We start from the raw sequence: 22,428 nt of genomic DNA, 5'->3' as shown, positions 1-22,428 counted from the left end.
CATGCCCGACACCTTGCCCTTCATGCCGTTCGCGCTGCCCGAGATCGGCGACGCCGAGATCGCCGAAGTCGTCGACACGCTGCGCTCGGGCTGGGTCACGACCGGGCCGAAGGCGAAGCGGTTCGAAGACGACTTCTCGGCCTTCCTCGGCGACGCGTCGCTGCACTGCATGGCCGTCAACTCGGCCACCGCGGGCCTGCATCTGGCGCTCGAGGCGCTCGGCATCGGCCCGGGCGACGAGGTCATCACGACCACGCACACCTTCACCGCGACCGCCGAGGTCGTGCGCTACCTCGGTGCCGACGTGGTGCTGGTCGACATCGATCCGGCCACGCTGTGCATCGATCCGGCGTTGGTCGAGGCGGCCGTCACCCCGCGGACCAAGGCGATCATGCCGGTGCACTACGGCGGCCTCGCGGCGGACATGCCGGCGTTGCTCGACATCGCGAAGCGTCATGGCCTGAAGGTCGTCGAGGACGCCGCGCATGCGCTGCCCACGACCAGCGGCGGCGCGCTCGTCGGCACGCTGGGCTCGGACGCGACCGTGTTCAGCTTCTACGCCAACAAGACCATCACGACGGGCGAGGGTGGCATGGTCGTGACGCGCGACGCCGATCTCGCGAAGCGCATCAGGACCATGCGCCTGCACGGCATGAACCGAGATGCGTTCGACCGCTTCACCGCGAAGGTGCCGAGCTGGTACTACGAGATCGTCGCGCCGGGGTTCAAGTACAACCTGACCGACATCGCGGCGGCGATGGGCATCCACCAGCTGAAGCGGGCGCGGGCGTTCCATGCGCGTCGCGCCGCGATCGCGCACGCCTACCACGCCGCGTTCGCGGAGCTGCCCCTGATCGTGCCGCCCGACGCGCCCGCGGGCGAGCTGCATGCCTGGCACCTCTACCCGTTGCGGCTGACGGATGCGGCGGGCATCGATCGCGATGCGCTGATCGAGCAGTTGTTCGCCGCCGGCATCGGCTGCAGCGTGCACTACATCCCGCTGCACTTGCAGCCGTATTGGCGGGACCGGTATGCGCTGCGCGCCGAGTCCTTCCCCCACAGCCAGCGGGCGTTCGAGCGCATGCTGAGCCTGCCGATCTACACCCGCATGACGGACGCGGACGTGCAGCGTGTCGTCGCCGCGGTGCGTCGCGCGCTCGGCTGATGCGGGCGATGGCCAAGCGCCTGCTCGATCTGCTCGGGGCCGGCCTCGGGCTGCTGCTGCTGTCGCCGCTGCTGCTCGGCATCGCGTTGTGGATCAAGCTGGACTCGCGCGGGCCGGTGTTCTTTCGCCAGGAGCGCGTCGGCCGTTTCGGGGCGTTGTTTCGCATCCACAAGTTCCGCACGATGCGGGTCGATGCGCCGTCGCTGGGCCCGCAGCTCACGGTGGGGGCCGATCCGAGGATCACGCGCGCCGGCCACTTCCTGCGACGCCACAAGCTCGACGAACTGCCGCAGTTGATCGACGTGGCGGCCGGAACGATGAGCCTGGTCGGTCCGCGCCCCGAGGTGCCGCGCTACGTGGCGATGTACCCGGCCGCGTTGCGCGACAAGGTGCTGTCGGTGCGGCCCGGCATCACCGATCCGGCGTCGATCGAATACCGCGACGAGAGCGCGTTGCTCGCCGCGGCCAGCGACCCGGAGCGCGTCTATGTGGAGCAGGTGATGCCGGCGAAGCTGCGCTTCGCGGCGGCGTATGTCGAACAGCGCTCGATGGCGGGTGACCTGCGCCTGATCGGCGCGACGCTGCGGGCGCTGTGCGTGCGATGAACGCCGAACCGTCGTTCTGGCACCGCCTCGATCACCTGCTGGCGCGCGTGCGCGTCCACCGGCGGCCGTTGTCGCTGCTGATCGACGGCCTGGTGATCGCCGCGTGCTGGAACGCGACCTACCTGTTTCGCCTCGGCTTCGAGCGCTGGTGGCATGCACGGCCCGGCTACGACGTGTGGGTGATGCTCGGCGTCATCGCGGTATACCTGGGCGTGTTCGTGCTGAGCGGCATCCCGCGTGGGATGTGGCGCTTTTCCGGCTTCGGCGAGGTCAAGCGGCTGACGCTGGCTTGCCTCGGCAGTGGCCTCGTCTGCGCCGTGGTGGTGATGGCGCTCGGGCTCGCGCAGGTGCCGCGCGCCGTGCTCGCGCTGCACCCGCTGATCACGCTGATTGGGTTGTGCATGGTGCGCGTGGGCTACCGCATGCTGTACGAGCATGCGCGCTCGCGCATCACCGGCAGCGAGACGGAAGTGCGCCGTGCGATCGTGCTCGGCGCCGGCGAGGCCGCCAAGCTGCTGCTGGCGAGCATCCATCAGCAGGGCTGGATCGTGCTCGGCCTGCTCGACGACGACCCGGCCAAGCGCGGCGCCCGCATCGGCGGTGTCTCCGTATTGGGCACCCTCGACGACCTGACCACGCTCGACGTGCTGCCCGAGGTGACGCACGTGATCGTCGCAATGCCTGGCGCCACCGTCGCAAAGCGCCGCCGTGCGATCGATCTGGCCGCCGCGACCGAGCGGCCCGTGCTCACGGTGCCCTCGGCGAGCGAATTGCAGGATGGCAGCGCGCGCGTCGAGCGCGTGCGCGCGATCGAAGCCGGGGACTTGCTCGGGCGCGAGCCGGTCGCGTTGGACGAGTCGGGCATCGCCGGCCTCATCACCGGCAAGACCGTGCTGGTCACCGGTGCCGGCGGCTCGATCGGCAGCGAACTGTGCCGGCAAGTCGCGCGCTACCGCCCGGCGCGACTGGTGCTGTACGAACTGAGCGAATTCGCGCTGTACCAGATCGAGCAGCAGCTCGGCGAACTGCATCCCGAGTTGCCGCTGGTCCGCCTGATGGGCGACGTGAAGGACCTGGAGCACCTGCGCGCCACGTTCGCCGCGCAGAAGCCGCAACTGATCCTGCACGCGGCGGCGTTCAAGCACGTACCGCTGATGGAAGACGAGAACGCCTGGGCGGCGCTGCGCAACAACACGCTGGGCACGTGGAACGCGGCCACCGCCGCGGCCGAGGCCGGTGTCGAGCGCTTCGTGCTGATCTCGACCGACAAGGCCGTCAACCCGACCAACGTGATGGGCGCGAGCAAGCGCGCGGCCGAGATGGTGCTGTCGCACCTGGCGACACTCGGGCACGCGACGGTGTTCTCGGCGGTGCGCTTCGGCAACGTGCTCGGCTCGAGTGGCAGCGTGATCCCCAAGTTCAAGGAGCAGATCGCGAAGGGCGGGCCGATCACCGTGACGCACCCCGAGATCACGCGTTACTTCATGACGATCCCGGAGGCGGCGCGCCTGGTGCTGCAGGCGGCGGCCCTGGCGGAAACCGGTCAGGTGTACGTGCTGGACATGGGCGAGCCGGTGCGCATCGTCGACCTGGCGCGTGACCTGATCCGGCTGTCAGGGCATCGGGAGCGCGAGATCGGAATCGTGTTCAGCGGACTGCGGCCGGGGGAGAAGCTGTACGAGGAGTTGCTGGCGGATGCGGACACCAGCCTGCCGTCGGCGCATCCGAGGTTGCGGATCGCGCAGTTGCAGATGCAGGTCGATCAGGCATGGGCACCGCGGTTGCTCGACTGGTTGTCGAGCACGGAGCGTCGTGTACCGGTGGAAGACTTTCGAAGGGAACTGCGCCTGTTCGTCACGGAGTACGCAAGCGCTTGACCCCGCGCATCGGCCTTACTGATGCCTGCGGAAGATCAGCCAACGCGGGGTCCTGAAGCGAACGATGCATCGGTAGAGCCACATGTATGTCACCACGAAGAGCAGCAGGAAGCAGGACAGGACGGCTGTGTTGTTCCACCACAGCAGACTGGGAACCACCGAGCTGAGGCACAGCAGCCAGAGGTAGGGCGATGTCATGCTGTTGCGCCGTGTCAGCCGGCGACGCTCGCGGTTCTCTGCCAAGGTCCAGCGAATCAGGCGACGGTGAATGAGCGTGTGCAGGTGGATGCCGTCCGGTGCGGCGGTCGCCACACCCCGCACGACCTTGCGGCGGTACATCGTGAAGATCGTTTCGAAGATCGGGTAGGCACAGATCAGCAAGACGAAGATCGGCGACACCACCGCATTGCGATGAATCAGCAGAACGCTCAATTCCGCCAGCAGGAAACCGAGCAGGTACGCACCGCCATCCCCCAGAAAGATCAGGCCGGCGGGGAAATTCCAAACGAAGAAGCCGAGAACGGCGCCCGCCGTGATGAGTGAGGCGGTGAAGATGAACGTGTCCTGCACCTGGAATGCGACATAGGCGATGGCCAGAACCATCAGCAACACGCACATCGACGCTAGGCCGTTGAAGCCATCGATGATGTTGATGGCGTTGGCGACGCCGGTGACGACAAACACCGTCAATGCCACCGCAATTGGCGTCATCGCGATCAGGGTGTCGACCCCGGGTATGTCGGTGCGAAGGATCACGCCGTCGAGCAGCCATACCCCGAGCCCGGCCGAGCACGCGGTGAAGATCAACCTGCGCCGCGGCGACATGGACTTCGTCAGGTCTTCGGCCACCCCGGACAAAAATGCGGGCAGGCTGCAAAGCAACAGAAGCCAGAGCGTCGGAGAGTCGGCGGGTTGTTGCCATTGCGCCATCATCACGCACGCGACCAGCGCAACGAAGATGCCGGTTCCACCGACTCGCGGCACGGGCCTCGAATGAAACTTCTGAGGGCCCGAAACATCGTGATCCGCCGAGCGATGCGCGTGCTGCGCCGACGATCGGATGATCAGCAGCGTGATCACCAGGGAGGTGAAGAAACTCAGTGTCAGGAATGTCATGCGAGCGCCCGGGTGCGGTTCGGGATTATCGGGGCTCGCGCGGTTGGGGGGTGAAAGCGCCGCTCCGCCGTCCTGTGCCCCCGAGCTTCAAAGAAACTGCGGCAGCTTGCGAATGTTCTTGCACATCAGCGTGAACCAGCCACCCACCTTGTTTTGGCGCAACGCACGGAGATCTTCGCTGCTCTTGTTCACGAGGGCAGCGAGCGAGCGATTGCTCGCTCCCCCGGCACGCATCCGGACCAGAACGTCCGGAATGTGGATCGCCTGGGCGCCGGGCGCGCTCAGACATCGAAGCATGAAGTCGTAGTCGGCCGAGATGCGCAGCGCGTCGTTGAACAGGCCCAGCCCCGGCAGGCGGTCGGACCGCAGGTAAAAGGTCGGATGCGGCGGCATCCATCCGAAGCGCAGCCGGGCAGGGTCGAACTTGCCGCTGCGCCAGTGCCTCAAGACCTGCTCGGGTCTGTCCTGCTTCACGTACACCAGGTCACCGTAGATGGCCGCGGCCGTCGGATGACGCAGCGCGGCGGCGGCGATCGAGGCGACGACATTGGGATGTGCGAAGGTGTCGTCTGCGTTGAGAAAGCCGACCAGTTCGCCGCGCGCCAGGCGCAGGCCCTTGTTCATCGCGTCGTAGATGCCCGAGTCGCGTTCGGAAACGATCCTGCTGACGCGTGCGCCCTGGTCGCGGACGATGGCCAGCGTTGCATCCTGCGACGAGCCATCGACCACAATGTGTTCAATGTCGGCATGGGTCTGCTCCGCCACCGAGCGGAGGGTGTCGGTAATTGTCGCGGCGCTGTTGTAGGCCACGGTGATGATGCTGATCTTCATGTCGGTCCGGTACCGTTCGCCGCGTGGTGAGCATGCAGACCGAGCTTGAACTTCAGCGTGCGCGCGAGCAGGGCATGGATCAGCGCGATGCGCCATCGAAGCATCTTGGACACTGATTGCCGACTCGAGGGCGAGACGTTTCCCCCGTGGCGACGGTACTGAAGGTAAGGCATCGGCAGGTAGACCACGCGACCGAAAATCCGCGCCATCGCGCCGAGCCACATGTCGTGCATCGGGGCTCGGCGCGGGATGGGCAAGGCAGCCGCCAGCAGCGAGCGGCGCAGCGCCATCGCACAGCCGAGATAGCGGTTGCGCCAAATGGTGGCCGCGACGCTCCCCCTGAAGCCGCCTCGCGTGGCCATGAACGAAGGCGCCACCATGGATCCCTTCGCATCGATGACTTGGGCGTCAGAGATCACGGCGAGCACGGCTGTGTCCTGTTCGAAGGCCTGGACAAACGCCGCGCGTTTTCCGGGCAACCAGATGTCGTCCTGGTCGCACAGGAAGACGATCTCGTGAGTCGCCAGTCGCAGTCCGCACTCAAAGCTCGCGATCACGCCCCGGTTCGAAGGACTTCGATGCACACGCAGCGCGGGAGAATCGACACGCTCGAGCAACGCGTGAGACCCGTCGGTCGATGCGTCGTCGATGACCCATAACTCGTCTCCGGGCAGGAGCTGGTCGAGCACGGACTGGAGCTGTTCCCGCAGGAAGCGCTGTCCGTTGTAGACGGCCATGATGACCGAAACGGAGTTCACCACTTCCGCACCAGCCGCTTGAGTCGGAAGTACAGCGGATGCAACAGCAGTACGAGAAGCAGCTTCAGCCGGCTCGTCCGCCCGCACAAGTAGTCGATGGCGTGCTTCTGGCTGAAGGTCTGCAATCCAGCCGATGTGCCCGCGACGTCGATCGATGCGATCACAGCGTCGATCGTCTTGGACTCGACCGTTCCGCTGGCCAGCAGCGTTGTGAAGTACAGATAGTCGGCCGTGCTCAGGCCAGGTACGGCCACATAGTCGCCATGCCAGGAATGGATGGATCGGCTGTACAAAATGGCCTGGTGATTGAAGAAGCCATCGCTCAGCGAGGGCAGGCACTGCGTCTCTCGTCCCTCGGCCTCGCGACGCACCCAAGCCCCGAAAACAACCTGCTCGGACCCGCGTCGGAGCGAGCCTGCTGCGGCCGACAACGCATCGACAGATGCAAACATGTCGCCACTGTTCATGAACAGGATGTACTCACCAGAGGCGCGCGCGACAGCCTTGTTCATGGCATCGTAGATTCCCCGATCACGCTCGGAGATGATCAGGTCGATTCGGTCGGCGTACTGCGCGACGATTTCGATGGTCCCGTCGTCTGATGCGCCATCGACGACCAGATACTCCTTGTCCTCGAACGTCTGGTTCAGTACCGACTCGATGGTGGACCCGACGGCCGCAACGTCATTGAAGACGACGGTCACAACCGAGATCAACGGCCTGCCCTGCACCGGAGCCGCGTGGCGATCTTCAGCTTGCATCGACGATGAAGATTCCGGAATACCAGATGGCATAGATCAGGAACGTGGCCGAGTAGAGGATCAAGAATCCTCGATAGAGTCCCTTTGCGCGCAAGTGCAGTGACAAGCGCCCGGCCAGCAACACCCCGGAGAAGAGAAAGATGTCGCTGATCCGGTAGGCCAGGATGGGAAACGGTGACAGCACGATGAACAGCAGGATGCCCAGCACGTACGTCTGCAGCAGGATTTGCATCGTCGTATCGTCCTTCCACCTTCGATGCAGCAGAAGCAGCGACACGAGCATCACCAGATGTGGCGCCAGGCGATTGAGAAAGTTGACTTTCTCGAAGACGCCCTGGTCGAGCAGATCGAGATAGATCTGCAGCTTCTGGAGATCGACAACCGTCGACAGGGCCGAAAAGCCGCTGAGGTAGATGTCCCGGTCGAGGACGGCAACGAAGCCGAGCAGTGCGAGAGATGCCGTGATGAGCGCGAACTTGATGCCACCACGCCGGTCGAGCAGCGGGAACATCAGCAGGGCCAGCAGCCCCGAGTAATGGAACAAGGATGCGAACACGACGCAGCCGATGGCGACCCAGGGTCGGTGTTCCAGGAAGGCCAGGATCGCGAAATAGATCAGCGGCACCGCTACTGCTGCTCGAATCTGGGTGGCGTCCTGGAGCAGAAAGAAGTACGCGAAGAAGACCAGGAAGTAGAAGTCCAGTGCGCCGCCGATCTTGCTGAACAGCCGAAGCTTCAGCGAAATGGAGAGCACCGCCACGACGAAGTACACCGCGAATTGAAGCGTCTCCTCGCCGAGAACGAACGAGAGCGACTTGGTCAGTAGATAGAAGCCCGGTTCCATGAGCCCGTCGAAGGACCAATCCGACGCGGCGATGTCCCGGATGATCTCCTGATAGGTCTCCCGGTCGGAGTTGGAATCGATCGGCTGGAACGCGCAGGCCGCCGCAATGAGCCCGACGAGAAGCACGCGAACGGCGGTCCGGTACCGGGACCGACGGCTGCTCTCGAACAGAAAGGGGCCGGCTGCCCAGACGACGACGAACTGGAACATTCAGCCGCACCGACGGCGGTGATGGCCGCGATCGTCATGATCGATCGGACGTGTGCGTCGAGTGGTCGCGGCGCGACCGGGTCCCTTCAATACTTCCATGAGTTCAAGTGGTGCAAGCGCCAGACCTGGTTGTATACGCCGCTGGCCATCCTGCGCAGCGCCCCGCCAATGCCCAGCGCGCGCGCTTGCGGGCGCACCTCGACGCCTGCCGCCTCCAGGGACCTGATCGCCTGGCGCAACTCCGCAACATACGGCTCGTAGACATGCGTGACGACCGGGCGAGGAAGATAGTAGATCGGCCCAGCATCGAACCTGCGGTCCGGAAGAATCCGGAGCCCATGGAAGTGGTAGATGACGGCCGGGCCGTAAGGATATCGCGTCGCGTTCCAGGGCGCCTGCGCAAGCTCCTGTCTTTGCAGCACGTGAACCAGACCCTTGAACCGGACCGGCCAATCGTCGAGGTACTTCTGATCGCCGAACTTCCCCTCCTCGAAGCGGGCATGGCACCACTCGATGCAACGGTCCTCCCACCACTGGCGCACCGGCTCGCCGGCATCACGAACGAACGTCATGAACTGCACGCAGTACTGACCCGATGTGGCCGACTGATCGTATTCGGGCGCGTACCCATGATCGGTCATCAGCACTGCGGCGCCCGATTCCTCCAACTCGGCGAACAGGGGTTCCGGATCTCGTCGGAACCACAGATCGGCGTCGACGTAGGTCACGCGCGTGACCGTGGAGTCGGCTTCGAACACGAAGCGTGGTGCGAAAGGCGTCAGCGTCCAGCAGTACTCGCCCCGCGTGCGCGATGGCTTGACTGCCAGCAATTCCGGCGTCTCCAGTGCGCTCAGTCGCAAGGGCCGAACGTCGGCCAGCGCCAGACGCTCCAACGCGTCGAATGCCGCGTCGTCCACGCACAGGATCCACAACGTATAGCTGGGGGCGTGACGCGCCAGCGAGGCGTTCAGCGCCAGTCCCTGAGCCAGGAACAGGCTGTCGAACAGCGTGACGAAATGCTCCATCACCGAAACGCGTTGATGGCGGCGATGACCGCTTCCAGCTGATCGTCGGTCAATTGGGGGTGGCACGGGAGCGAGAGGCACGCTGCGGCATGCGCCTCCGTGTGCGGCAGACCGCGCGGGTCGCGGCGCAGCGAGACGAACGGCACCTGCCGGTGTGCGGGCACCGGGTAATGGATGTGGGTCTGGATACCGTGCTCGCCGAGGTGCCGCGCCAGCTCCGCACGGGCCTCGCAACACACGACGTACAGGTGGTGCACGTGCGCTTGCGGTTGCCGAGCCGGCGCGAGCGAGCGCACGCGCGGATTGTCGATGCCTGCGTCGTAGCGCGCCGCGATGGCGCGACGTCGTTCGGTGAACGGCTCCAGCCACTTCAGCCGCTCACTCAGCAAGGCGGCCTGGATCTCGTCCAGCCTGCTGTTCATGCCCAGTTCCGGATGCACGTACCGCTCGCTCTGCCCGTAGTTGCGCAGGCGCGCGACGCGTTGGGCCAATTCTTCGGACTGCGTCACCACGGCCCCGCCGTCACCGATGGCGCCGAGATTCTTGGTCGGGTAGAAGCTGTACGCACCGGCCGCGCCGAAGCTTCCGGCCACCTGCCCATCCCAGCGGGCCAGGTGCGCCTGAGCGCAGTCTTCGATCAGCTGAACGCCGGCGGCGCGACACAGTTCCACCCAGTCCCGCAGATCGCGTACCTGCCCGTACAGATGCACCAGCAGCACAGCCTTCGTGCGCGACGACAGGCAGCGGCGCACGCTGTCGGGATCGAGCAGTGCGGTGTCGGGATCGATGTCGGCCAGCACCGGCACCGCGCCGGCACGGACGATGGCCAGCACGGTCGCAAAGGCGGTCATCGGCGTCGTGATCACCTCGTCGCCGGGGCCGATGTCCAGTCCTCGCAACGCGAGTTCGATCGCGTCCATGCCGTTCGCCACGCCCATGCAGTGGCGGGTGCCGCAGCGTTCAGCCCAACTCCGCTCGAAGGCTTGCACCTCCTGGCCAAGGACGTACCAGCCAGAAGCGAATACGCGCGCCGCGGCGGCAGCCATGGCCTCACGCAGTGCCGCGGGCTCGGCCTTGAAGTCGTTCATCAAGATCATGGCGGGGATTCCCAGTAATGCGCGGCGTGCTGCCGGTAGTAGTCGATCGTGCGCGCCAGGCCTGCGGCCAGCGTCACTCGAGGCGCCCAGCCGAGTTCGCGCTCGATCAGTGCGAAATCGCTGTAGTAGTCACCGATGTCGATCGCCTTGCGCTCGGGCGGAAACGCGACGATCTCGAAGCGACCGCCGTCGACCAGGCCGATCATCATCGACGCGAGCTGCCTGAGCGACACCACTTCGGCGCTGCCGAGGTTGTAGACCTTGCCGATCGCGGCGTCCTCGGTCGCGGCCAGCAGCAACGCGGTGACGCAGTCGTCGACGTAGTTGAAATCGCGCAGCTGCTCGCCGTCACCGAACACCTTGATCGGCTGGCCCTCGAGCAGCTGTCGAACCCAGATGCCGAGAAAGGTCTGGCGCGCATCCTTCACACGCATGCCCGGCCCATAGGTGTTGGTGAGGCGAAGCACGCTGGCGCGGATGCCGTAGACGCTGCTGTAGAGCAGGTGATAGCCCTCGCCCGCGAGCTTGTTGATCCCGTTCACGTCAACCGGCCGGATCGGGTGCTTCTCGTCGACCGGCAAGTAGTCCGGCCGGCCGTAGAGCTGGCGGGTGCTCGCGAACACCAATCGCACGCGCGGGTTGGCCTTGCGACAGGCTTCCAGGATCGACAACTGTGCGGACGCGTTGATGTCCAGATCGGTCTGGGGATCCGTCATGGAGTCGAGGTGGCTCGTCTGACCCGCGAGGTTGAACAGGTAGTCCGTGTCCTGGACCAGGTACTCCATCGCGAAACGGTCGCGCACGTCGCAGACGTTCACGGTCACGCGGTCCGAAATGTCTGCGATGTTCTGCGGGTTGCCGCCGTACAGCGGAATGAGGCTGTCGGCCAAGGTGACCTGCGCGCCAAGCTCGACCAGCCGGCGTGCGAGATTCGAGCCGACGAAGCCGAGGCCGCCGGTGATGAGGACGCGGGCGTCGTTGAAGTGATCCATCGAAGGACTCTCGTGAGGTGAGATTGTTTTATGGTTGCGATCTTCGAGGCGCGTCTCGTCGTGGCTCATCGCGCAGCGTTCAGCACATGGCTCAGGGTCATCCGTACCCGCTGCCTCCACGACAGTTGCCCCGCCAGAAAATGAGCAAACGCCCGGTGGACGATCGCCGATGGTTCTACAGGTATGGAGCTTACGGTGATCGGATCTTCGGTGACTTGAGCGTCCAGAACGTCGGTCGTTCCGCAGTGAGTACCGCTGGAATCGTGGCCGATGTTGCGAACAAGGCTGCGCGCCGGATACAGGGTCAGAAACCCCTTCAGGTAACACGCCGCGTGCCAGCGGATCGCCCAGGAGTTGTTGCGTCCCGCAATTTGATCCCTGAGCATCTGCGTGTACGGAAAGCTTCCGTCGAAATCGAATCGCCGGGTCAGTTTTCGCCGTTCGAGTTCGGCCAGGAGTTTTGATCCGTCTGCTTCGAAGTGGCTCCACGCGCGAGCCCATGTTCCCCAGCCCCAGCAGTCAGCCCCCTCGAGAAAGAACGTCTCCGGCAAGGCGCAACCGGTGGGGTAGACGTAGCCGTGAATGCTCGCCACGCGCGGATCGTCGGCATAGTGTGAGAGTCCGTCATTCATGTAGCGCAGAAAGTGCGGCGAAACGACCAGATCGTCCTCGAGCACGATGACGCGATCCGAGTGCTTCAACTGGTCCGACACCCCGCGCACGATCGATGCGGCCAGTCCGCGGTTGGTGTCACTCGCATCGACGGTGACTGAGGCGAATCCGTCGATCGTCGAGGCATAGCCCCGCACGGCCGACACTGCCTCTTCATCACGTGGACCGCGCGCCCCGTCGCAGTAGAGCGTCAGGTGCGAGCGTTGCGCTTCCGGACAGGCCTTCAGCGCTTCGATCGTGCGTGCCAAGTGCGAGGGGCGGTTGAAGGCGAACGCCGCGATGGGCGCTGGTTGAGGTGAGTTCATGCGGATACCTGCTGGACTGGTTCGCTGTCCGTCTGAGGCACCGTGGCTGCGAGCGACAGAACAACGTCTGCCGCCGCGGCGAGCGATTCTTCGTGTGTGATGAAAACCAGGATGCCGTCGCGCATGAACGTGCGCAGGTTGGCCACCACCAGATCGCGCGTTCGCCCGTCGAGCGCACCGGTCGCTTCGTCGAGGATAAGCACCTGCGGTGCGCGCACGAGCGCGCGCGCTATGCCCAACCGCTGGCGTTGTCCGCCGGACAGGTTGGCGCCCTGGTATTCGAACGGGGCGGACAGTCCGCCCGGCAGCGCCCGCACATGGCCTTCGAGATCGACCAGACGCAAGGCATTCCACAGGACCTCGTCGCTTCGTTCTTGGCCGAGCAGCAGGTTCTCGCGCACGCTGGTCGAAAAGATGCGCGCCTGCTGCTCGACCAGGATGACCTGCCGCCGCAGCAGCGCCGCGCCGCCCGGCACGCCGTCGACCAGCACTAGACCGTGGTCGGGGCGGATCAAGCCAAGCAGCAGGTCCGCCAGCGTCGATTTTCCCGAGCCGGAGGGGCCGACGATCGCGACCGTTCGACCCGCCCGGAACGTGAAGTCCAGGCCGTCCAGCACCTTGTGTCCGGGACGGTAGCCATACTCGACCTGTCGCAGTTCGATTTCGTGCAGCGGCGATGCCGTCGGCATGTCGTCCTGTGTTGCGGATTCGCCGCCAATCAGTTCGTCGATATCTGTTGCGGCACGCACGTCCATCAGCAGCACGGAGACCAGATTCATCGTTGCTCCGAGCGCCACGAAAAGACGCACCAGCAAGACCGTGAGCGCGACGAAGAAGCTTGCCGTGATGGCGCCAGATCGCTCGGTGCCCGGCCAGACGATCCACACGCCCGCCAGCAATGCGAGCACCGCGGGCATGAACTTGACGGCAGCCTTGACCGCATCGATTTCGAACAGCAGCCGCACGTAGCCCGTGATCTGGGTTGCGTAGCTGCGCAGGAAGAAGACTTCGGATCCCATCGACCGGATGGACCGCAGCCCATTGAGGGCTTCGACATAGGCGGTGCTGGCCTCGCGCGACAGCGCGATCGAGCGTGCGTTGATGCGCACGAGCGCGCGAAAACCGAAACCGACCAGCACCGCGCACGCTGCGAGGAATGCCACCGTCGCCCAGAAGGCGAGCGGGGAAAACACGTAGAGCAGCGCAAATCCAGCCAGCGCCGACATCAACGTGGCCAATGCCTGAGAGACTGTGTTGATGATCGTTCCGGCCCGGAACGTGTCGTCTCCCGCCAGTGTGATGTAGTAGCCGATCGAGCGTCTGTAGATCTGCGTCATCGGCTCGTCGATCAGCACCCGGTGGAATGTGCGCTCGCTCAGGTGGCGATGGACCTGTTTCGCGAGCCAGTTGGTCAGGAGCACATGCACCAGCCCCAACACCGTCCGCAGTGCGAACAGCATCAGGAACAGCCACAACCAGGTCGCCTGAATCGGTTGAAGGCCCAACCGTGCGGCGAAGGTGGACCAGAAGCGCAGGACCGTGCCGCCACCGTTGCCCAGCGTGACGCCGCTCGACATCGGGATCATCAGGCTGAAGACCGCGTACTCGAGCGTGAGCAGTACCAAGGTCAGCAGCAGCGCCGCGCGCGCGAGCGGGAAGTTCCGGATCACGTAGCCAACGAATCGGGGCAAGCGTCGCAGCGCGTCGATCAGGCTCGCCGTCTTCATGGCGTCGTTCCGGTTGTGCGCTGTGTCCGTACGGCAGCGCAGAGGACCACGAGTGCGCCTTCGCGCGCCGCGTCACCGCCGCCGTACGACCAGTTGAATTCCAGCAGGTTCCAGTGGCCCGGCGCCGCCGGTATCGAGAGCCGATTGCGACCGCGTGCGACTTTGAAGATGCGCGCGCCATGTTCGATGGTCCCCGCGTGGGTCGCATCGATCTCCAGATCAACGACATCGGCCGGCCGAACATCCAGAGCAAGGCAGAACCGATCGCCGGCGACCCAGCCGCCGCGTTCGCGTGCGCAGGTGTCGTCGGCGTCCTCGCTGACGCCCAGCTGTTGAAACCCCGAGTAGAAATAAGGAATGTGCAGGTCCTCGCGGGCTTCGATTCGTGAAGGTGGAGCAAAATTCAAACGCGTCTTGAGCACGCTGGCAGGCGCGCCACCAATGACCGAATAGGGTGGTGCGTCGGAGCGCACCACCGAATTCGCGCCGACCACACAGCCGCGGCCAATCGTCACGCCGGGCAGGATCACGACATTGATACCGATCCAGCAGTCATCTCCGATGCTGACAGCCCGCGAATTGGCGAAACTCGGTCGCGCGGCAGCACGGCGATCTTGCACGCGCACGGGCAAGTGAGGCTCGTCGAAGAAGCGGTGTGAGCCCGACGACACGTAGAGGTTGGCCGCGCACACGCAACCAGACCCCATGGAGACCTGCCCCAGTATCTGGCTGCGGCTTTGCAGACTCGTTCGGCTGCCGATCCGGACTTCCGGCGCAGCGAACAGCTCGCAATCGTCGCCGATCCAGACACCGCGGGCCAGGCTCAATCTGTGGCCGTCTCCAACCACCAAGCGGGCGGAGCGGCCGATGCAGACGCCCGCGGCGACGTCGAGTCGACCATCGCCCTCGATCTCCGCCTGCCGATGCACATGGAAGAAGGGCAGCAGACCGTGCCGCACGACTCTTCGCCAGCGCCGACGCGGCGCATGCAGCATCCAGCGCGCCGTAGTCAGCCAGCGGTGCAAGCTCGTGTCAGCGGTAGCCGGCATAGATATCCGGCGCCTGGGCGATCACCTGAGCGAGCGACGGGTCGTGGACTTCACGCATCGTCGCCTTCGCGTACTGCGCCCCGAACAGGGAGTTGCTGAACTGGAGTTGCAGCACCAGGCGAGGCCGGCCGGTCACTGCCTTGCCCTTGTGCAACCCTCGTGTGTCTTCGACGATGATCGTCCCGCGGGGCGCAGCGAACTCGATCTGGCGGGCCGAACCGTAGTGCGCGATCACCTCCTCGTCCGAAAGGCGAACGTAGCCGCGCCTGAGCATGCCTGCAGGAATCCCGCCGCTGCGATGCGACCCTTCGATAAAGGAGTGCGGGCCGTCGTCAGGCCCCACATCCGTGAGGTAGACGAAGATCTTGAGCCACTTGATGCGGTCCATGTCGAAGTGATAGAACTGCGCCGCCTCGCTGTCGGGTTGGGTGTGGAAACTGGTGTGCCACCACATGGACAGCACGTCAGCACGTGGACGACTCCCCAGATACTCCTGGGCCAAGGCGAGCAGCGATGGGTCTGAGAGCAGAGACTGGACATCCGGATTGTCGAGCAACGCTTCCGTGGGGTAGTCATAACGGACCGCAAGGGGACGTTCGGAGTCGAATATGGCGACCCGCTGTGCATTACCGATGACCTCGTGATCCATCCGGCGAACGAGCGCCGGGGTTTCGCGGGTGAACTGAATCAGCCGCTCACACATGTCGTCTGGCAGTGCGCTCGGAAATACCGCAAATCCGCGGGCACGCAATTCGTCGGCAGAACGGCGCTTGGCGTCACCGCTGAGGTCTCCGAGAACACCGACCGCTCGCAGGACTTTTAGTGGCGTGGACTTTAGGCGGATCATCCGGCTAAGCAGATCATTGAAGCCGCCACCGGTGGCGCAAAAGAGTTGGATGAGGGCTTGGTGAGCCCACTCGTCCGTTTGCCCCGATCGGGCGTAGCGCAGCAGCGCATAGGGGAACTTCGTAAGGTTTAGCAGGGTCCTCAAAGACCATCGAATGTGTCTCATGGCGGGGCCACCAATATCGATGTGCGGCTCGTTGCGCTGGCTAGTTCTGGCGCGCCGCTGAGCAGCGAATCGATGAACACACTGAATGCAGGCAGTGCCGCCAAACGATCAAAACCCCTCGCTATCTCGCTCGCAGGTAATTGGTTGTCGTGGCAGGCGCGCCAAGCGGCGATGAACGCGTCACGTAGGGCGATCTCGTCGGGCGAAAACGCCAAGTTGTGCATGACGTAGAACTGCAGAGCTTGCTCGCGCAGCACCGCCGCGTTGGGCCGCAGCGCCAGCGCCGTTCGCAGCAACTCGGCATAGCTCGCCCGGTCCCTCGCAGTACGACAGAAGTCGAACGAGATGTGGGGATGGCGAGCGCAACCGATCGACGGTACGCCCAGGTACGCCATTTCGTGCGCAATCGTGCCGAAAACTGTTACCGCGCAGGCCATCCCTCCAGCCACCAACTGTCGGCTAGTAACGCCGGACGGCACCATTCGTATCTGTGGGTAGCGGAGCGTCAGCTCAGAGATGACTTGGTCGCTCAGAGCAATTTGATTTGGATGGGGTTTAACGAGAAAAGGGATCGACGCCTCGCGTAAAGTGTCAATCGTGAAGCAGATCCACGACCAGAAATCGTCGAACACCAGATCCGCATAGACGTGCGGGCTGTCGTAGAAATCGTGGAGGAAGATCACAACGGCGCCCGTGACGTCGGGCACCACATGACTCGTCGCACGGTAGGCCGAGGCCGTCATGTACGAAGTCACGTTGTCAATGCCACCCGACAGGCGGATCTCCAGCTGGCGCTGCGCCTCGTAAAGCAGCTGCGACTGGCCCTGTAGTGCTTTGAAGTCCCGCCTGTAGTGGACCGGGTTACGAGTGTGGAAGGTGTCACCCAAACTAAGTACCTTGCCAAATTCCTGGAAGTTGCTGAAAGACAAAACACGCACACCTTCCCGCAGTGCCACACGGACACCCACGCCGTGCTGAATATAAGTTGTGTAAGAGGTGAGATAGACCTGTGGCCTTCTTTCAGTGAAATATCGGCGGGCGCGTCGAACGTCGCGATGTGCCTGCCAAAGTAGATAAAGTATGAATGGGTCGTCAAAATCTAATCGTGGGGAGGGGCGAAAACGAAGATAGCTATCGGCCACCAAGTCGCCACATTCCGTGCCATCGATAACTAGGTTGTGAAGAGTCTTGTTGGCTCGAACTTCCTGCCATCGGTGCCAGCTGCGCCAAGCGTCGACCGCGTCTCCTACAGGGTCAAATGAGTTGCTCCGATAAGCGAGTCTTGACGACACGGCGCCAAACACTGTGAGCCATTGACGGCTGATTGCCCGGTTGAGCAATGCGGTCCAGGCTATGAAGGATGACCACCCGCCCTGCAGGCCGGCATTGAAAGAGCGCTGCACGGCAAGTTCCACTGTGACGCCGCCCCGTGCTTCATGCGCTCTACGCAGGTGTCGTGCGATGACCGCAAATAGGCCTAGATAAAACGGATCCTCGACACACTGCATCGTCACGACAACGATGGGTATCGGCAACCTTTCGATCCGGGCGGGCTGACCAAAGTGCTGCAGTATTGCTGCAGATCTGGGGTCTGTAGGAAGTCTGCGAAACAGTACGCTGCACAGGTTGCGCAACTTGACAATTATCTTCACGCCGGCAGCCCGATGGCATCGAAGATGTAGTCGTGCTCAGAGATCTTCTCAATCAACTCATAGCCTTGACCTTGCAAATAAGCCCGCATGGTTGGCAGATCCCTGCATTCGACGAGGATGTGCCTGAACTTAAACCGGTCATGGTCGACCCCTTTTAGTACCTCGATCTCGACGCCTTCGACGTCGAGCGAGAGCAAGTCGATGACGTCCGGCGCGCCGGCTTGTATGAGGATGTCGTTCAGCGGACGCGCAAGTGCCCCAAACGTGACTACCTCCTCTCGCGACGACAAGAACTTGACACCGCCTTGCGCATGAGACGTGGCATCCGCAATGTCAGAGTCGAGATCGCCGGTCGTCGTCATCAAGTTCGAGTAGAGCATCCGGACGAACGGATCCTTGTAGTCGAAGGAAACGCAAGCCGCGCAGTGGACAGAATTCAAGGTCGATCGGTTGGCCTTGCACTTGAAGAAGTTGTGCGGCGTAGGCTCGATCAAAACACCCTTCCAACCTCGGAAGCGCTCGAAATACAGCGTGTTAGATTGCGTGACGCCGTCGTTGGCGCCGAGCTCGACGAAGTAGCCGTCGTCGTAGTCGATGTATTTCTCCAAGCGGCGGTCGAGCCCGTTCAACGCGAAGTAGCGTTGCGGGCGCAAGCGCGGCATGCGGGCGAGAAGCGCGCGAGCGACTCGCCCGAGGCTTTTTTCGCTCACGTCTGCCCCTGCTCTGGCGGGACAGCGCCTGGCGAATTGGAGGTGCGTTTGCCCAGCAGCAGATCCCAGGACATCGGCGTGCCTTTCCTGGCGGCAAAGGCGATTTTCCGGCCGAGCAAGTGGTCAATGTGCTTCGGCGCAAGGCCATGGCCTGGTCTTACCGCGCGCAGGTTGTCCTTCGTAAAGACGTCGCCAGCGCGCATGTCCTGCGCAATATAGAGCGATCGACGGTAAACCTTAGACGACTCTTCGGCTGCGGTGGCTCCGTAGAACACATGCCCCAGCCCCTGCCAAGCACGCTCCGTTTCGATTACTAAGCTCTTCATTTCCGCCGGCTCGAGCGAAAATGTAGAGTCGACACCCCCTTCGTCGCGGCGTAGCGTGAAGTGCTTTTCAATGACGGTGGCGCCCAAAGCGACGCTAGCCACCGCGACGCCTATTCCCATGGTGTGGTCGGACAGGCCTACTTCACAGCCGAACAGTTCGCGCAGGTGAGGAATGGTGCGGATGTTCGTGTTCTCTGGCGTGGCCGGGTAATTGCTTGTGCACTTGAGCAGCACAAGATCGCGGCAGCCAGCGTTGCGCGCGGCGCTTACAGTCTCGTCGAGTTCCGCTATCGATGCCATTCCAGTCGAGACGATCATCGGCTTGCCGGTTGCGGCGACGCGCCGGATCAGCGCGAGGTCTGTATTTTCAAATGAGGCAATCTTGTAGCAGGGCACATCTAGTGCTTCCAGAAAGTCGACTGAGCTCGCATCGAACGGGGTGCTAAACGCGATCAACCCTAGCGAGCGCGCGCGCTCGAATATCGCGCGATGCCACTCCCAGGGCGTGTAAGCCTCACCATAGAGTTGATACAGGCTCTTGCCCTGCCATAGGCTCTTCTTGTCGGAAATGAAGAAATCACCCTCACCGATGTCCAACGTCATCGTGTCAGGCGTGTAAGTTTGGATCTTCAATCCTCCGGCCCCACTCGCGGCAGCGGCCTCGACAATTTCAAGTGCGCGGCTTAACGATTGGTTGTGGTTGCCGGACATCTCGGCTATGACCAAGGGCGGTGAGTTGCGGCCGATGTGCCGACCGCATAGCTCAAATCCTGTCGTTATGGTCATCTCAGACTTTCAAAAGATTGAGTAGGACATAGATGCTGGGGTCATACCGATTGGGACGTCGCTCATAGTCGAGGAACAGCGCAGCGTCGGCGATGTTCCACGAGATGTGTCCGATCAGCAGCATCGTCATCAAGGTATCGTCACCGGCTACGCGCAAAAAGGGCTCTCCGATTTGCGCCGCAATGTCTGTTTCATTGAACCCCTGGCGCGCCAGGTCGATCTCGAAGCGGCGGCCGCTGTCGGTGAAGTCGAGGACCAAGCGTTGCGCCGGAAAGGATTTGCGGCGCTCCTGGGCCGCCCACAATCGGTCGCGCGCGTGCCCCACCAGCCGGTCGATCGCAACCGTTGGGCCGAAGCTGATTCTCTGATGATCGTACGTTTGGCTGAGCAACGACTCGGCGATATGGCGATCACGGTCCTCCTCGGTGAATGCGCGGTAAGGTTCGTTGGGGTCCACGCTGCGCGATTTGAGATCGAACGCCTGTCCCGAGTTGAGAAGCAGCAGACGCGACTGCAGTCCCGCGGCAACCATCTGCGGCCTGACAACATCCGGCGATGCTCCATGCGACACGTATCGGTTCAGATTGGCACGCGAGCCGCCCACGACGTACTGGTCGGCGAACGGCAGCACGAAGTTCGGATTGATGCGCTTGACGTTGGCTACGAACCCCGCAATGCGTTGTCCCAAGATGCGCTCACGTTCTGCTTCCTTCTCGGCGTCGGTGAGATTGACGTAGCACGACGGGTAGCCGGAGCCACCGGAGTAGGGCAAAAGCGCGAGATCGATACTCGGATAAGCAGCCTTCAGGTAGCGCAAGCCCTCTTCATGAGGCTGGCAGTCGTTCGCGTTGAAAACGACGTGGTCGCCCCAGCGGATCACGAGCGATGAGTCGATCAGAAACGACATCTCGTTGGCTGGATCGGCCTCGATCATGTCGACGAAGAGGTCATCAGCGAGCTGCAGTCCCTTCCGTGGCGGTACCAAATGCACCTTGGCGAAATTGAAGCCATGTGAGCGCAGAAAGTTCGCCACGAAGTTGGGCTGCCGATCCATGATGATGATCTCGGCGTCGCGGTTGATGTGACGGATGGTGCCGGCCGAGCAGTGGTCTTCGTGGATGTGCGAAATGTATACGTAGTCGAAGCGACCTAGATCGCTGATCTGCGCGTGAACCGGCGGCCAGTGGAACCATGAGCCATGGAAGATCCCGTCGTCGAGCCAGGGGTCGAACAACATGCGTTTGCCGCGATGCTCCAAGATCGCCGTAGCACCGCCCAGATTGACGATTCGCATGTTGTTCAGTCCTCCTCAGACGCATAGGCGATCACCTGCCGACCAAGGTCGACCTGTGCCATCGCCGCATAGAAATCACGCAACTTTTCCCCCATGCCCATAGCACGCAGATTCATTTCGAACGCCATGCGCCGCTCATGGCAGGCGCGACCGCAGGCTTTGTCGGCTACGTAGTTGTCGCCCATTAGCAGGAACATCTCCATAGGGAACGAGGCCTCAAGGTGTCGGACCACAAACCCGGTGCCACGCAGCGTGTCCGACAGGGTCGACGCGCTGAAATAGTTGAGGTGTGCAGGCGGAGCCAACCACCAGGGCTCAAGTGAGTACAGCTTCTGGCCGGCAACCTGAAATGCGTTGAACTCGTTTGGAACTTCAATAACGAGCAGGCCGTTTGGTGCGAGTACCTTAGCGCGGATCTCGCTGATCACTGCTACCGGATCTGCGAGGTGCTCAAGCACGTTCATCAAAGTGACAACGTCAAAGCGACGATCGCCGAAGACATCCATGCGCTCCATACCGGCGCGCACACATTCGAGCCCGCGGGAACGAACGTAGTCCACCGCTTCGGTCGCAGGGTCGAAGCCGAAGCATTGCGCGCCCTTCGACGCGAAATACCGCATCGCTTGCCCCCAGCCGCAGCCTATGTCGAGGATGAATTGGCCGGCGAGCGGCCGACCGGAGAGCCGCTCCACAGTGTCGACGATGTCTTGACGATGAGCGTCATGAAATTCGCGATCCGCCTCCTGCACCTCGAGAGCTGAGTTGTTAAACGCCTTGTACTTCGCGCTATAGAACTCTTCGGCGTAGAAACGAGTGATCTCCTGCGCCGAAGGCGTAGGGCTCACCTGAAGAAAGCCGAACTGCGAATGCCGCTGCACGGTGTACTTGCTGTTGGCGTCGTTCATTTTTACTCCTCGAAATCCCGAACGCACGAGACGGACGGACGGATGTAGCTGCTGGCTCCGTGCCAGCCGAGATGGGCGACCACGTCCAATATCGACAGGTGGCTGAAAAAGGACTCTGTCCCACGTTGTGCATACGGTGTGGGTTGAAATTGATGCACCAACAGACGGGCCGAACTGCGCCCAGCAAAGTTGTCCTCACGAAGGTAATCAAGCGAACCAGGCGGTGTCACGTACTCCGTGGCCTCGACGTGCGCGAGGATCGAAAGAAGGCGGTCACTACGCATTCCATCAATGCTAAATTCGCTGCTTCGCACTGTGGGGGTTGTAATGCCAAGCTTGGATCGCAGTTGGTCCAAGATGGCGATGTTTAACTCGGCGACCCGGGTTAGCGATACGTTGTCAAGCACCGCGGTGGTTTCGAGCATGTCGGCCACAAATGGGTGACGCGCATAAGCCTGCTTCAGTAGTGCCGCGTGTTTTCGTCGCCAAGATAGGCGCTCGTCGACATGTACGAGGTTGATCGGCGCCCCAAGGAAGTCTCGAACCACCGGGACTGTTAACCATACAGGCTGCCCGCCCACGAGCACACGGTTGCGGTTCTGCCACGACGCTCGCTCATACTGCACTTCGTCCAAATATACGAACAAGTCCACCTCGGTCATCAGGTTGAGATAGCCGGCCCATGGCATGTAGGTTGGCTGCATGATGG

General features: G+C 62.9%; 21 protein-coding genes. 3 read left to right on the top strand and 18 right to left on the bottom strand.

Annotated features, from left to right (window positions below):
• The first annotated feature begins 1 nt into the window (after position 1).
• The 3 genes from ASC76_RS09515 to ASC76_RS09505 are packed head-to-tail and all read left to right on the top strand — an operon-like array spanning position 2 to position 3,647.
• A complete protein-coding gene (locus tag ASC76_RS09515; RefSeq protein WP_200947152.1) occupies positions 2-1,165 on the top strand; it encodes a DegT/DnrJ/EryC1/StrS aminotransferase family protein in 1,164 nt (387 codons plus the stop codon).
• Positions 1,166-1,173: 8 nt separating this feature from the next.
• Entirely contained in the window at positions 1,174-1,770 is a 597-nt protein-coding gene (locus tag ASC76_RS09510; RefSeq protein ID WP_056467205.1) for a sugar transferase, read from the top strand.
• Positions 1,767-3,647 carry a nucleoside-diphosphate sugar epimerase/dehydratase gene (locus ASC76_RS09505; RefSeq protein ID WP_056465057.1) on the top strand — a complete coding sequence of 627 codons (1,881 nt, stop codon included), beginning with the start codon at positions 1,767-1,769 and terminating at the stop codon, positions 3,645-3,647. Before ASC76_RS09510 ends, ASC76_RS09505 begins: the two co-directional genes overlap by 4 nt.
• Before the next feature lie 15 nt (positions 3,648-3,662).
• Here the strand turns inward: ASC76_RS09505 and ASC76_RS09500 are convergent, their stop codons facing one another.
• The 18 genes from ASC76_RS09500 to ASC76_RS09415 all read right to left on the bottom strand — a co-directional run bounded on the left by ASC76_RS09500 (position 3,663) and on the right by ASC76_RS09415 (position 22,423).
• The gene (locus ASC76_RS09500; RefSeq protein ID WP_056465056.1) at positions 3,663-4,763 is read right to left on the bottom strand and encodes a glycosyltransferase; all 1,101 of its coding nucleotides are present in this window, start codon (positions 4,761-4,763) and stop codon (positions 3,663-3,665) included.
• Between the two features lie 87 nt (positions 4,764-4,850).
• The gene (locus ASC76_RS09495) at positions 4,851-5,594 is read right to left on the bottom strand and encodes a glycosyltransferase family 2 protein (RefSeq protein ID WP_056465055.1); all 744 of its coding nucleotides are present in this window, start codon (positions 5,592-5,594) and stop codon (positions 4,851-4,853) included.
• Entirely contained in the window at positions 5,591-6,352 is a 762-nt protein-coding gene (locus tag ASC76_RS09490; RefSeq protein WP_162247086.1) for a glycosyltransferase family 2 protein, read from the bottom strand. Before ASC76_RS09490 ends, ASC76_RS09495 begins: the two co-directional genes overlap by 4 nt.
• A complete protein-coding gene (locus tag ASC76_RS09485) occupies positions 6,349-7,113 on the bottom strand; it encodes a glycosyltransferase family 2 protein (protein WP_082548959.1) in 765 nt (254 codons plus the stop codon). Before ASC76_RS09485 ends, ASC76_RS09490 begins: the two co-directional genes overlap by 4 nt.
• Entirely contained in the window at positions 7,103-8,167 is a 1,065-nt protein-coding gene (locus tag ASC76_RS09480) for an EpsG family protein (RefSeq protein WP_056465052.1), read from the bottom strand. The genes ASC76_RS09485 and ASC76_RS09480 overlap by 11 nt, the downstream gene beginning before the upstream one ends.
• A gap of 86 nt (positions 8,168-8,253) precedes the next feature.
• Positions 8,254-9,192 (bottom strand): hypothetical protein, encoded by a 939-nt coding sequence (locus ASC76_RS09475; protein WP_056465051.1) that lies wholly within the window; start codon positions 9,190-9,192, stop codon positions 8,254-8,256.
• The gene (locus tag ASC76_RS09470; RefSeq protein WP_235580397.1) at positions 9,192-10,280 is read right to left on the bottom strand and encodes a DegT/DnrJ/EryC1/StrS aminotransferase family protein; all 1,089 of its coding nucleotides are present in this window, start codon (positions 10,278-10,280) and stop codon (positions 9,192-9,194) included. The genes ASC76_RS09475 and ASC76_RS09470 overlap by 1 nt, the downstream gene beginning before the upstream one ends.
• Before the next feature lie 5 nt (positions 10,281-10,285).
• The gene (locus tag ASC76_RS09465) at positions 10,286-11,281 is read right to left on the bottom strand and encodes an NAD-dependent epimerase/dehydratase family protein (protein WP_056465049.1); all 996 of its coding nucleotides are present in this window, start codon (positions 11,279-11,281) and stop codon (positions 10,286-10,288) included.
• 65 nt (positions 11,282-11,346) lie between these two features.
• On the bottom strand, positions 11,347-12,258 hold the full coding sequence (locus ASC76_RS09460; RefSeq protein WP_056465048.1) for a hypothetical protein: 912 nt from the start codon (positions 12,256-12,258) through the stop codon (positions 11,347-11,349).
• On the bottom strand, positions 12,255-13,985 hold the full coding sequence (locus ASC76_RS09455) for an ABC transporter ATP-binding protein (RefSeq protein ID WP_056465047.1): 1,731 nt from the start codon (positions 13,983-13,985) through the stop codon (positions 12,255-12,257). Before ASC76_RS09455 ends, ASC76_RS09460 begins: the two co-directional genes overlap by 4 nt.
• On the bottom strand, positions 13,982-15,010 hold the full coding sequence (locus tag ASC76_RS09450) for a DapH/DapD/GlmU-related protein (protein WP_162247085.1): 1,029 nt from the start codon (positions 15,008-15,010) through the stop codon (positions 13,982-13,984). The genes ASC76_RS09455 and ASC76_RS09450 overlap by 4 nt, the downstream gene beginning before the upstream one ends.
• A gap of 7 nt (positions 15,011-15,017) precedes the next feature.
• On the bottom strand, positions 15,018-16,046 hold the full coding sequence (locus ASC76_RS09445; RefSeq protein WP_056465045.1) for a phytanoyl-CoA dioxygenase family protein: 1,029 nt from the start codon (positions 16,044-16,046) through the stop codon (positions 15,018-15,020).
• Entirely contained in the window at positions 16,043-17,698 is a 1,656-nt protein-coding gene (locus ASC76_RS25185) for a hypothetical protein (protein ID WP_157615457.1), read from the bottom strand. The genes ASC76_RS09445 and ASC76_RS25185 overlap by 4 nt, the downstream gene beginning before the upstream one ends.
• A complete protein-coding gene (locus ASC76_RS09435) occupies positions 17,695-18,408 on the bottom strand; it encodes an FkbM family methyltransferase (RefSeq protein WP_200947120.1) in 714 nt (237 codons plus the stop codon). The genes ASC76_RS25185 and ASC76_RS09435 overlap by 4 nt, the downstream gene beginning before the upstream one ends.
• Complete coding sequence (pseI, locus tag ASC76_RS09430) at positions 18,405-19,445, bottom strand: pseudaminic acid synthase (protein ID WP_235580396.1); 1,041 nt, start codon at positions 19,443-19,445, stop codon at positions 18,405-18,407. The genes ASC76_RS09435 and pseI overlap by 4 nt, the downstream gene beginning before the upstream one ends.
• 76 nt (positions 19,446-19,521) lie before the next feature.
• On the bottom strand, positions 19,522-20,814 hold the full coding sequence (locus ASC76_RS09425; RefSeq protein WP_056465042.1) for an MBL fold metallo-hydrolase: 1,293 nt from the start codon (positions 20,812-20,814) through the stop codon (positions 19,522-19,524).
• A 5-nt stretch (positions 20,815-20,819) separates the two neighbouring features.
• Positions 20,820-21,719 (bottom strand): bifunctional 2-polyprenyl-6-hydroxyphenol methylase/3-demethylubiquinol 3-O-methyltransferase UbiG, encoded by a 900-nt coding sequence (locus ASC76_RS09420; protein WP_056465041.1) that lies wholly within the window; start codon positions 21,717-21,719, stop codon positions 20,820-20,822.
• 2 nt (positions 21,720-21,721) lie between these two features.
• Complete coding sequence (locus ASC76_RS09415; RefSeq protein WP_162247084.1) at positions 21,722-22,423, bottom strand: WbqC family protein; 702 nt, start codon at positions 22,421-22,423, stop codon at positions 21,722-21,724.
• Positions 22,424-22,428 lie beyond the last annotated feature (5 nt).

Source organism: Rhizobacter sp. Root404 (assembly GCF_001425865.1).
Taxonomy (GTDB): domain Bacteria; phylum Pseudomonadota; class Gammaproteobacteria; order Burkholderiales; family Burkholderiaceae_C; genus LMDS01.
This window is presented reverse-complemented; position numbering and strand designations above follow the sequence as displayed.